Origin of the sequence: Pseudomonas sp. MUP55, assembly GCF_034043515.1 — a bacterium.
Classification (GTDB): Bacteria; Pseudomonadota; Gammaproteobacteria; order Pseudomonadales; family Pseudomonadaceae; genus Aquipseudomonas.
In genome coordinates this window covers 1,652,780-1,664,374 of the sequence record NZ_CP138214.1, presented here as the reverse complement: position 1 = coordinate 1,664,374, position 11,595 = coordinate 1,652,780, and the positions used below count along the sequence as shown (strand labels likewise).

12 protein-coding genes are annotated in these 11,595 nt (G+C 60.9%); 8 read left to right on the top strand and 4 right to left on the bottom strand.

Annotated elements, in window-relative coordinates; genetic code table 11:
• The first annotated feature begins 17 nt into the window (after positions 1-17).
• Genes SC318_RS07475 through SC318_RS07465 form a run of 3 tightly spaced genes read left to right on the top strand, consistent with a single transcriptional unit; the run spans position 18 to position 2,053 of the window.
• The gene (locus SC318_RS07475; RefSeq protein ID WP_320430244.1) at positions 18-659 is read left to right on the top strand and encodes a carbonic anhydrase; all 642 of its coding nucleotides are present in this window, start codon (positions 18-20) and stop codon (positions 657-659) included.
• Positions 660-687: 28 nt separating this feature from the next.
• The gene (cynS, locus tag SC318_RS07470) at positions 688-1,158 is read left to right on the top strand and encodes a cyanase (protein ID WP_306492053.1); all 471 of its coding nucleotides are present in this window, start codon (positions 688-690) and stop codon (positions 1,156-1,158) included.
• Between the two features lie 55 nt (positions 1,159-1,213).
• Positions 1,214-2,053, top strand: a complete 840-nt coding sequence (locus SC318_RS07465; protein WP_320430243.1) for a cache domain-containing protein — start codon at positions 1,214-1,216, stop codon at positions 2,051-2,053.
• A 264-nt stretch (positions 2,054-2,317) separates the two neighbouring features.
• Here SC318_RS07465 and SC318_RS07460 read toward each other — a convergent pair whose 3' ends face one another.
• Entirely contained in the window at positions 2,318-3,838 is a 1,521-nt protein-coding gene (locus SC318_RS07460) for an MDR family MFS transporter (protein ID WP_320430242.1), read from the bottom strand.
• A gap of 66 nt (positions 3,839-3,904) precedes the next feature.
• Positions 3,905-5,089 (bottom strand): 4-hydroxybenzoate 3-monooxygenase, encoded by a 1,185-nt coding sequence (gene pobA, locus SC318_RS07455; protein ID WP_413817637.1) that lies wholly within the window; start codon positions 5,087-5,089, stop codon positions 3,905-3,907.
• Between the two features lie 189 nt (positions 5,090-5,278).
• Here pobA and SC318_RS07450 point away from each other — a divergent pair, with 189 nt between their 5' ends.
• Positions 5,279-6,151 (top strand): helix-turn-helix domain-containing protein, encoded by an 873-nt coding sequence (locus SC318_RS07450; RefSeq protein WP_320430240.1) that lies wholly within the window; start codon positions 5,279-5,281, stop codon positions 6,149-6,151.
• Positions 6,152-6,189: 38 nt separating this feature from the next.
• Here SC318_RS07450 and SC318_RS07445 read toward each other — a convergent pair whose 3' ends face one another.
• Together SC318_RS07445 and SC318_RS07440 are read right to left on the bottom strand one after the other, a co-directional pair.
• Positions 6,190-6,366, bottom strand: a complete 177-nt coding sequence (locus tag SC318_RS07445) for a hypothetical protein (protein ID WP_306492048.1) — start codon at positions 6,364-6,366, stop codon at positions 6,190-6,192.
• Between the two features lie 96 nt (positions 6,367-6,462).
• Positions 6,463-7,368: a LysR family transcriptional regulator gene (locus tag SC318_RS07440; RefSeq protein ID WP_320430239.1), complete on the bottom strand. Its 906-nt coding sequence runs from the start codon at positions 7,366-7,368 to the stop codon at positions 6,463-6,465.
• A 105-nt stretch (positions 7,369-7,473) separates the two neighbouring features.
• On the opposite strand from SC318_RS07440, the gene SC318_RS07435 reads away from it, so the two are divergent.
• The 4 genes from SC318_RS07435 to SC318_RS07420 all read left to right on the top strand — a co-directional run bounded on the left by SC318_RS07435 (position 7,474) and on the right by SC318_RS07420 (position 11,548).
• Entirely contained in the window at positions 7,474-8,340 is an 867-nt protein-coding gene (locus SC318_RS07435) for an MBL fold metallo-hydrolase (protein WP_320430238.1), read from the top strand.
• Positions 8,341-8,374: 34 nt separating this feature from the next.
• Complete coding sequence (locus SC318_RS07430; RefSeq protein WP_320430237.1) at positions 8,375-8,989, top strand: NAD(P)-dependent oxidoreductase; 615 nt, start codon at positions 8,375-8,377, stop codon at positions 8,987-8,989.
• Between the two features lie 292 nt (positions 8,990-9,281).
• A complete protein-coding gene (locus SC318_RS07425) occupies positions 9,282-10,469 on the top strand; it encodes a cyanate transporter (RefSeq protein ID WP_320430236.1) in 1,188 nt (395 codons plus the stop codon).
• Between the two features lie 137 nt (positions 10,470-10,606).
• Positions 10,607-11,548, top strand: a complete 942-nt coding sequence (locus SC318_RS07420; RefSeq protein ID WP_306492043.1) for a LysR family transcriptional regulator — start codon at positions 10,607-10,609, stop codon at positions 11,546-11,548.
• The last annotated feature ends 47 nt before the right edge of the window (positions 11,549-11,595 follow it).

The window sequence follows — 11,595 nt, the reverse complement described above, 5'->3', positions numbered from 1 at the left end:
ACGCAAGGAGAAACACCATGCAGCATCTCATCGACGGCTTTCGCAAATTCCAGAGCGAAGCCTTTGCCCAGCGCAGCGACCTGTTCAAACACCTGGCTACCACGCAAAACCCCGGCACGCTGTTCGTGTCGTGCTCCGACAGCCGTGTCGTCCCGGAGCTGCTGACCCAGCAGGAACCTGGCGACCTGTTCGTCATCCGCAATGCCGGCAACATAGTGCCGTCCTACGGACCGGAACCGGGTGGCGTGTCGGCCACGGTCGAATACGCGGTGGCGGTACTCGGTGTGAGCGACATCGTGATCTGCGGCCACTCCGACTGCGGTGCGATGACCGCCATTTCTACCTGCAAATGCCTGGAACACCTGCCCGCCGTGGCCAACTGGTTGCGCCATGCCGAGTCGGCCAAAGTGATCAATGCGGCACGCCAGCATGCCTCGGACGCGGCGCGCCTGGATGCCCTGGTGCGTGAAAACGTGGTCGCCCAATTGGCTAATCTCAAGACTCACCCGTCCGTCGCGCTGGCGCTGGAGCAAGGCCGGCTGAACCTGCACGGCTGGGTGTACGACATCGAAACCGGTGGCATCGACGCTCTGGATGGACGCAGCGGACGCTTTCAGTCCCTGCTTGAACACCCGACCACTCGCGCCCACGCCGCCTGAACCCTATTTCAACCCAGAGGACATCACCATGCTGCAATCCAACTTCTCCCAAACCCCACGCCTGGCCCTGGCCGACACCGTTATCGACCTCAAGGCGCGCAAGGACCTGTCCTGGCAGGACCTCGCCGACGGCACCGGCCTGAGCCTGGCCTTCGTCACCGCTGCCCTGCTCGGCCAGCATCCGCTGCCCAAAGACGCTGCCGACATCGTGTGCGAAAAGCTCGGTCTGGACCAGGACGCCAGCCGCCTGCTGCAAAGCGTACCCCTGCGCGGCAGCTTCCCCGGCGGCGTGCCGACTGACCCGACGATGTACCGTTTCTATGAAATGCTGCAGGTCTACGGCACCACCCTCAAGGCCCTGGTGCATGAGCAGTTTGGCGACGGCATCATCAGCGCAATCAATTTCAAGCTGGACATCAAGAAAGTCGAGGACCCGGACGGTGGTTCCCGGGCGGTGATCACCCTGGACGGCAAATACCTGCCGACCAAACCCTTCTGATCGCTGATTGACCGTCTACGCTCTTGTGATTCCAACACGTGCGAGGGACGGTTAAATGAAGACACTGCTGCGACTCACCTGGCTGCTGCTGTTGTGCGGTAGCCAGGTGCACGCCGTTACGGCCCAGGATGCAGACGCCCAAGCGGCCAGGGCGTTGCTGGAAAAAGCCCTGGCGTACTACCAGAGCAATGGCGACAAGGCGCTGGCCGCGTTCAGCCGCCAGGGTGAATTCATCGACCAGGACCGCTACGTCTTCGTGGTCGACACAAAAGGCGTGCTGCTGGCCAGTGGCGGCCCCTCTTCGGCGTTGATCGGTCGCGACGTGACAGAGGTACTCGGGCCTGATCTGCAAGCCTCGTTCAAGCAAGCCATCAGCGCGCCGGAAGGCCAGGGTATCCAGCAGGCCGATTATCGCTGGCAGAACTGGAATGACGGCAAGGTTGAAAACAAGCACGTGTTTTACCAACGGGTGGGCGAGCGCATCCTGGCGGTCGGCTATTACCTGCCGCGGGCCACGCCGGAACAGGCGCGGGCGCTGCGTAACAAGGCAGTGAACGCGTTGGTGAAGGATGAAGCGGGGACGCTCAAGGCGATCAACTCATTACAGGGAGGGTTTCTGCAGGATGATCTCTATGTGTTCGTGGTGGACCTGGACACGCGCCGCTATGTGGCGCATGGCACTAACCTGCGTTTGATCAATACCGATTTTGCCAAGGTCAAGGACCCGGATGGCAAGCCTGTGGGGGAGCCGATTCTTCAGTTGATGAGCGAGCAGGATCAGGGGGAGTACAAATATCGGTGGAAGAATCCGGTGACGGGGAAGGTTGAGAACAAGCATGCTTATTTGCGTAAGACGGGGCGTTTGATGGTGGCGGTGGGGTATTACAGTCCCTGATTGGTTGAGTACATATCCGTTATTTGGGTAGCGCCGGCTGGCGGTTCCGCTCTTACAGCGGAGGGTGCGCAACCGCTCAGCCAATCAATAACCTGTGGCGAGGGAGCTTGCTCCCGCTGGACTGCGCAGCAGTCCCAGTCTTAAAAAAGCGGGGCCGCTTCGCGCCCCAGCGGGAGCAAGCTCCCTCGCCACAGTACGGCGCCGATTATTGCCTATCTACGATGCGCAGCGAGTCGCTTTTGATATTGATCTCAATCGCCCCAATCAGCGATCAACCTTATCCTCACGCCCCCGCAATACCCGATTCGGCATCGCAACCGCCGCCGCCAACCCAAACAACGACACCCCCGCACTCACCATCAGCAAATGCCGAAACGTCACCGCCAACTCCCCTCGCAACGCATCCCGCGCCAGCCCAGGCGCAGCGTTGAGCCCATCAAGCAACGCATTGCCCGAGCCCCCCTCCCCCATCAGCGCCCCATTGGCAAAATGGGCAAAACTCACATCCTGCAGCAACGCCAGCAGCAACGCCGACATACACGCCACCCCCACCGCCCCACCCAGGGAACGAAACAGGTTCGTCGTGCTGGTAGCCACGCCAATATCACGCTGCTCTACCGAATTCTGCGTCCCCACCAGCGACGTCGGAAACTGCATCCCGGCCGCAATTCCACACAACAGCATAAACAATGACGTGAGCCCCACTGCCTCGGGCGCACTGTAGGCCATGCCAAGAATCGCCAACGGGCTCAACACAGCACCACTGAGAATCATCGGTTTATAACGGCCCGTCACTGAAGTCATGCGCCCGGCGAAATAGGCGCCCATCGGCAACCCCATCGCCAGAGGCAACAGGTGCAGGGCCGCGCTGTCGGCCCCGGCGCCGGTCACGGTCTGGTAACGCAACGGCATCAGCACCGTCAGGGAAATCGCCTGGAAGCTGGTGATGAAAATCGTGCACCAGCACAACACCGCGCTGCGGTTGACGAACAGGTGCATCGGCAGTAATGGCTCGCGCGCGCGGCGCTCATGCCATACGAACACGCTCAACGCCAACAGCGCACAGGCCAGCAGCCCGAGTACCTGGTCGTCATGCCAGGCATGGCCCTGGCCGATTTGGGTGATGCCGAGCAACAAGGCGGTCAAGCCGATGATCATCAGCACGGTGCCGAGGTAATCGATGATCGGCTTGCGTTGCGGCACCGGCAGTCCCACGAGGGTGCGATGGGCCACATACCAGGCGACCGCGCCCAGCGGCAGGTTGATCAGGAACACCCACCGCCAGGACAGGTACTGGGTCATGTAACCGCCCAACACCGGCCCGGCGACGCTGGCCACCGCGTACATGCTGCTGAAATACCCCTGATAACGGCCGCGTTCGCGGGGTGGGATGATGTCGCCGATGATCGCCTGGCTCACCGAGACCATCCCGCCGGCGCCGATGCCCTGGATAATCCGCGCCAGCACCAGTTGTTCCATGCTTTGCGCCACCCCACAGAACAGCGAGGCGACGGTGAACACGCCCATGCCGATCAACATCATCGGCCGCCGCCCATACAGGTCGCCGAGCTTGCCGTAGATCGGCACCGCCACCGTCATCGCCACCATGTAGCCAGAGATCACCCAGGCCAGCAGGTGGACGTCATGAAATTGCGCGGAAATCGCGGGCATCGACACGGCGACGATGGTCTGGTCCAGCGCACCGAGAAAGATGGCCAGCATCAGTGCGGCGAGAATGCTGCGCACGGCGGGAACGGTTGGAGCGGGCTGATTGAGATGAGTCACGGCAGAACCTTTGAGCAGGGCCCGCAGGCAATGGCAGCCTGCGGGAATGCTCAATACGATAGCAGGCTATTGGATAGCCTCGTAAGGAAGCCCGACGTAATTTTCCGCGATGGTTTTGCGCCCTGCCTCGGAGTGAATGAAGTAGTCCAGTTCGCTCTCGGCAATGCGCTGGCTGAAGCCGTCCGCCTCGGGAAACTGATGCAGCATCGAGGTCATCCACCAGGAAAACCGTTCGGCCTTCCACACCCGGCGCAGGCAAATGGCCGAGTATCGTTCGAGCAATTCCACACGCCCCTCGCGATAAACCTTGAGCAAGATCCGAAACAACGTGCTCACATCACTGGCCGCCAGGTTCAGGCCCTTGGCCCCGGTCGGCGGCACGATATGCGCAGCGTCGCCGAGCAGGAACAGGCGCCCGTACTGCATCGGTTCCACCACGAAGCTGCGCAGCGGGGCGATGCTTTTTTCAATGGACGGGCCGGTGACCAGTTGTTGCGCCAGGTCAACGGGCAGGCGGGTTTTCAGCTCCTCCCAGAAACGCTCATCCGACCAGGCGGCCAAGGGTTCCGCTGCGGGAACCTGCAAGTAGTAACGGCTACGGGTTGGCGAGCGCATGCTGCACAGCGCAAAGCCTCGCGGATGCGTGGCGTACACCAGCTCCGGATGCACCGGCGGCGTATCGGCCAGGATGCCCAGCCAGCCGAAGGGATAGACGCGCTCGAACACCTGCAGCGCCTCGGGCGGGATCGACTGACGGGCCACGCCGTGAAAACCATCACAGCCAGCGACGTAATCGCACTCCAGGCGAAACGTCTGGCCCTGATGCTCGAAGGTCAGCCAGGGGTGATCGCTTTTCAGGTCGTGGGGCTGCACGTTGGCGGCTTCATAGAAGGTGGTGGCGCCGGCAGCGGCACGGGCGTCCATCAGGTCGCGGGTGACTTCGGTCTGGCCGTAGATCATCACCGACCGGCCGCCGGTCAGGGTCTTGAGGTCGATGTGGGTGAGTCCGCCGTCCCGCGCCACGGCGAAACCGTCGTGCACCAGGCCCTCGGCATCCATACGTCGGCTCACGCCAGCCTCGCGCAGCAGGTCTACCATGCCTTGCTCCAGCACCCCGGCGCGGATGCGGCCCTGCACGTAATCGGCGCTCTGGCGCTCTAGGATAAGGGTCTGGATGCCCGCATTGTGCAGCAGCTGGCCGAGCAGCAATCCCGAAGGACCGGCGCCAATAATGGCGACTTGGGTTTTCAGCGTTTTCATTATTTTTATCGCCTGCAAGCTTCACCCGAACCGAACGAGTGAAAGAGTTGTCATTGGACGTGTGGCTGACATTTTTCACTTGAGCGAGCAGCATAAGAAGGTGAAAACTGCTTAAAAGCCTGCGCTTTTTGCCAATCGGGGCGATTACCGAACCACTATCCTGAGTATCGGATTGAAACCATGACCAACACCGCGATTCCGGTCTTCAAGCTTTACGGGGAAAGCCAGCAGTGGCCAACCCCCGATTTGTTGCACTGCGAAACCATTTCCCGGCGCAGTCGGGAATACCAGTGGGAGATCCAGCCCCACCGGCACGCGGACCTGTGCCAGTTGCTCTACGTGCACAAAGGTCAGGCACACCTGGAAATCGAAGGCCAGCGCAGCACACTCAACGAAGCCAGCCTGCAAGTACTGCCACCACTGTGTGTGCACGGTTTTCGCTTTTGCGAAGATGTCGAAGGTTACGTGGTGACCCTGTCGGCGCCCCTGGTCAGCCATTTACAGGCGCAACTGGGCAGCACGGTCGATGGTCTGCAGACCCTGGGCAGCTACCCGGCGGGCAAGGACAGCGACTACCTCAACAATCTGTTCACCCGTCTGCAGGACGAATACGCCGATGAGCAACCGGCACGGGACATGATGCTGCACGCACTGGTCAGTGTGCTGCTGGTGTGGGTCAGCCGTCAGGCGATTCAGCGGCGCCACCCCAGGGTGCCCCGTAGTCGTGAATACTTCCGGCGCTTCACCCAACTGGTCGAACAGCATTACCGCGAACACCCCAAGATTGAAGACCTGGCCCACAAACTGGGCATCTCGGTCTCACACCTCAATGGCACGTGTCGGGAATTGGGCGGGCAGCCTGCTTTGCAGATCATGCATGACCGCCAGTTGCTGGAGGCCAAGCGCCTGCTCACTTACACCAGCATGACGATCAATGAAATGTCCGAGGTGCTGGGGTTTTCCGACCCGACCAACTTTTCGAGATTGTTCCGCCGCAGAGTGGGGTTCTCACCGAAGGCGTTTCGCGAGCAGTTGAAGGCCGACCTGGCGTAAAAGCGCTCCCGCGGGTCTTCAATCAATCGGCTTACTGGTCAACGCAATGCGCTGAAACTGCCGCTGCGGGGCAGGCACAGGTCCTGGTGGCAGCTGATCGCAAAGGTTGGCTGCATGCGGGTCTGTTCCACCCGATACGCAGCCGTGCCGTAAAGTGCGCTGGCTAATGCGCACAGGCTGACAATCATCAGGTACTTTCTGGTTTTGATGCTCATGGCACACCTCCTGGCGGATCTACACGGTGCTGTTTAAAGCATAGGTCACTCAGGGCAAGTTGCCATGATTGCAGGCCATTCAGCGCGTTTATCCCCCTATAGACCGACGTCCCACACAGGCGCCTCGGGAAACCGCAGCACCAGAAAATCCAGCAGGCTGCGCAACGCCGAGGGCATGTGTTTGCGCGAGGCGTACACCGCGTAAATATTCATCTGCCGCGGCTCGGCGTCAGGCAGCAGGCGCACCAGTTCACCGCTGCGGATCAGGTCGCCGGCCTGATAGTTGGGGAGCATCGCCACCCCTGCCCCAGCCAGGGTTATACGCAATAACGTACTGGCCTCGTTGGCGGTGATGTTGCCGTGCACCGGCACCGATACGTGCTCACCGTTTTCCTCGAAATGCCACAGGCTCTTGCCGAAGTAGGAGTGGGTCAGGCAGTTATGCCGGGTCAGGTCTTCGACTTTCTGCGGGGCAGGGTGCTCCAGCAGGTAAGCCGGCGTAGCGCAGACCACCGAGCGACACACCGTCAGGCGCCGGGCGATCAAATTGGGGTCCAGGTCATTGCTGGTGCGGATCGCCAGGTCGATGCGTTCATCCACCAGGTTCACCGTGCGATCAAGCATTTGCAGGTCGACCGTCACCAACGGGTAGCGTTTGACATACTCGGCAATCGCAGCACCCAACTGCGCCTGGCCGAAGGAGGTGCTGACGCTCAGGCGCAACAGGCCCCGAGGGGCGTCATCGGGCTCGCTGACGGCGGCCTGCATATCCGCGCTCAATTCAAGCAATTGCCGACAACGTGGCAAGGTTTCACCGCCAGCGGCGGTGAGGCTGAGCTTGCGCGTGGTGCGGTGCAGCAGGCGCGCGCCGACCCAGTCTTCCAATTCGGCCAGATAGCGCGAGACCACCGGGCGCGACAGGTCAAGATGATCGGCGGCGGCGGATTGACTGCCCAGGTCCACCACGGTGACAAACACGCGCATTGCTTGAAGACGATCCATGATTTGCCCGCTTTCAGAAACAAACTATGTCCCAGCATCGCATTTTTTGTGGTGTTTTATGCAACTAAGCTCTGTGCATCCCTTACCGATGGCAGGAGCTGCCCCATGTTTTCGACTGTTAAACGCTTGACCCTGGCCACGGCCGCCCTGGCCTTCGCCGCCAGCGCAATGGCGGCGGACTTGAAGCTCGACGTGTACAACCCGGGCGAAGCGGCGATTTTCCCCGTCAGTTCGGTGCTGGTCAGCGGCGCCAAGGACGCGATCCTGGTAGACGCCCAATTCGGCAAGGGCCAGGCCGAGCAACTGGTGCAGAAAATCCGCGCCAGTGGCAAGCACCTGACCACCATCTACATCAGCCATGGCGACCCGGACTACTACTTCGGCCTCGACACCCTCACCACCGCCTTCCCCGACGCGAAAGTGCTGGCACCACAAGCGGTGGTCGACCATATCAACGCCACCGTCGCCGACAAGCTGGCGTTCTGGGGCCCGAAAATGGGCGCCGACAAACCGGCCAAGACCCTCGTACCGCAGGTACTCCAAGGCCACAGCCTGACGCTGGAAGGGCAGCAACTGGACGTCATCGGCCTGGACGGCCCGCAGCCGGACCGCAGCTTTGTGTGGATTCCGTCGATCAAGGCCGTGGTCGGTGGTGTGGTGGTCGCGCAGAACATTCACGTGTGGATGGCCGACACCCAGACTGCGCAGTCCCATGAGGATTGGCTGGCCACCCTGCAACGCATTGAAGACCTGAAACCTGCAACCGTGATTCCGGGCCACTACCTGGGCACGCCATCACCCGCGTCGGTCAAATTTACCGCCGACTACATCAAGGCCTTCGACATCGAAACCGCCAAGGCCAAGGATTCCGCCGCCCTGATCGCGGCCATGAAAAAGCGTTACCCGACCCTGGCCGACGAGAGCTCGCTGGAATTGAGCGCCAAAGTCGCCAAGGGCGAAATGAAGTGGTGATTGGTTTTAAACCCTGACCTGACTGGAGAACCTCATGAGCAAGATCGCAATTATTGGTGCCACCGGCCGTGCCGGTAGCCAACTGCTGGAAGAAGCGCTGCGCCGGGGGCATACCGTCACCGCCATCGCGCGCCATACCGACAAACTGGCCGTACGCCCCGGCGTCACCGCCAGGCAAGTCGATGCCCTGGATGCCGATGCCCTGCAACAGGCCATCAGCGGCAGCGATGTGGTGATCAGTGCGGCGCACTTTGCCACGTTGCCCGCCAGTGCCGTGATCGGCCCGGTGAAGAAGGCCGGGGTCAAACGCCTGCTGGTGGTGGGTGGCGCCGGTTCGCTGCTGCTGCCGGACGGCAGCCGGGTGATCGACAGCCCAGGCTTCCCGGCTGAGTACAAAGCTGAAGCCAGCGCGGGGGCTGCGTTTCTCGACGAGCTGCGTCAGGAGCAGGCACTGGACTGGACCTTCCTGTCGCCGTCGGCGCTGTTCGATGGCACCGAGCGCACCGGTAAATTCCGCCTGGGCCAGGATGATCTGCTGGTCAGCAGTGACGGTAACAGCTCGATCAGTTTTGCCGACTACGCCATTGCCATGCTCGATGAAGTGGAAACACCCAAGCACTCGCGCAAGCGCTTCACCGTAGGCTACTGACACAACCGGGTAAAAATTGTGGGAGGGGGCTTGCTCCCGATAGCGGTGGTTCAGTGAGAAATGCATAAGCAGGCACTCCCTCATCGGGGGCAAGCCCCCTCCCACATTTGACTGTGCCCACTTTTTATTTGATCGTTCCCACGCTCTGAACTGACCCCATAAAATTGGACGTTCCCCCCTCTATAAGCGACGCTCAGCTGGCCGCAATTTTTCAATAGCGTCTGCGACTTTCTGATTTGCTCCACCGCTGCGCCCGTGGCCTGATTCACGCTTGTTCATTCAAGGCAGGCCCATGGAAAACCTTCACGCAAAACCCGCCACTGCCGTGTGGCTGATGATCAGTGTGGTGCTGGTTGCCCTTAACCTGCGCCCGTCAATGGCGGCTGTGGGTCCGTTGTTGTCGTCGATTCGCACGGATGTGCCGCTGAGTTTCAGCAGCGCAGCCTTGCTCACCATGTTGCCGGTGATGGGCATGGGCCTGGCGATGTTCTTTGGCATGGGCCTGGCCAGGCGCATTGGCGAGCACCGCAGTATCGTGGTGTCGCTGCTGGTGATTGGGGCGGCGACATTGTCGCGGTTGTGGCTGGATTCGGCGCTGGAGTTGATCGTCAGTGCCATCGCGGCAGGCCTAGGGATTGCGCTGATCCAGGCGTTGATGCCGGCGCTGATCAAGTCGCGCTTTGGCGATAACGTTTCGTTGTTCATGGGTTTGTATGTCACGGCGATCATGGGCGGTGCCGCACTGGCCGCGTCGTTTTCGCCGTTTGTGCAAGTGCACACCGGCAGTTGGCGCATCGGCCTGGCGATATGGGCAGCGCTGGCGTTGCTGGCGCTGGTGTTCTGGTACGCCCAGCGTTCGGCGCTACCGCCCTTGCCGCAGGTCGACAGCGGCCCGCAGGAGTCCTTTTTTGGCAATCGCCGGGCCTGGCTGCTGGCGCTGTTTTTTGGCTTCGGCACGGCGTCCTACACCTGTGTGCTGGCGTGGCTGGCGCCGTATTACGTCGAGCAGGGCTGGAGTGAACAGCAGGCCGGCTTGCTCTTGGGTTTGCTCACCGCCATGGAGGTCGTCTCGGGCCTTGCAACCCCCGCCATCGCCAACCGCCGCCGGGATAAACGCAGCGTAGTCGCGGTATTGCTGGTGCTGATCATCCTCGGCTTCTGCGGCCTGATCCTCAGCCCCCAGCACGTCAGCCTGTTGTGGCCGTGCCTGCTCGGCCTGGGTATCGGCGGGCTGTTTCCGATGAGCTTGATCCTGTCCCTGGACCACCTCGACAACCCGCGCCGTGCCGGTGGTCTCACCGCGTTCGTGCAAGGCATCGGTTACCTGATCGCCGGGCTCTCGCCGCTGATTGCCGGGATGCTCCGCGACCGGTTGGGCAACTTCGAATGGGCCTGGTGGTCGTTGACCGCTGTGGTGGTGGTCATGCTGCTGATGGTCACACGTTTCAATCCGCAGCATTACGCGAAACATATCCGCTGAGGTCGTGTTGTAAACACTATTTGTCCCACTCAAAACATAGAAGAGTCCTACAGAGCTTTCTATTGGTACGAGCGTTCCGTTAACATTTTGCTCAGTCTTGTACTGAGTTCGGTACAAAGGGTTTACGGACGAAACCGATGCTAAACAGTAACTTGCTCAGAAAGCTCGATATGCAGGACTTGATGGTGTTTATCGCTGTCTACGACCAGAGCAGTGTTACCGATGTGTCCGAAACACTGTTCGTCAGCCAGTCCACCGTGAGCTACAGCCTGAAGAAATTGCGCACCAGTTTCGAAGACGAGCTGTTTATCAACACGCGAGCAGGCATGCGTCCCACGTACAAGGCCACCACGATGTACGGCCACGTGCAGAAAATCCTCGAGAGCATCAACCTGTGTCACGCCGGTGGCCAGGACTTCGACCCGACCCGCAACGCTGTGACCTTCAATGTGTGCGCCCCGGAATACTTCGAACAGCTGATCCTGCCGCGCCTGCTGAAAAACTTCGACCGCGCCGACCTGCCGGTCATCGTCAACGTACAGAAGCTGGAAACCGAGATTCCCGCCGACGACTTGCGCGAAGGCCGCCTCGATCTGGTGATCTGCTTCGGCCCGAACTTTCACCGCGCCCATAAAGACTTCAAAACCCAGATGCTGCTCGAAGACGACCTGGTGTGCGTCTTCGACAAACGCGCGGCGCCCCGGGAACCGGCCTTCAGCCTGCAAGCCTTCGTTGAGCGACGCCACGTGTTTCCCACCCCCTGGACCTCCGACACCAACATGATCGACGGCTGGCTGGCGCGACAAGCCCACAAACGCCAGGTGATCGCGCGCGCCAACAGCTACAGCGCAGCGTTGAAGTTGATCAGCGGTACCGACTTCATCGTGACTCTGCCCCGCCGCGTGCAAAAGCTGCTGGCGTCGACCTCGACGTACGGGTTTTGCGAAGCCCCGAACGGCTTGCCGGGCTTTACCCTGCAGATGCAGTGGAACGAAACCAGCGAACAGGACAACGCCAATACCTGGTTTCGCGAGCAAGTGGTGAAGGTGTGTGAGGAGCAGTTGCAAGCGGCAAGTTGAAAGCTGCAAGAGGTTCCAGGGTCGCGGTTAGCTTGGCGCTTGCCGCT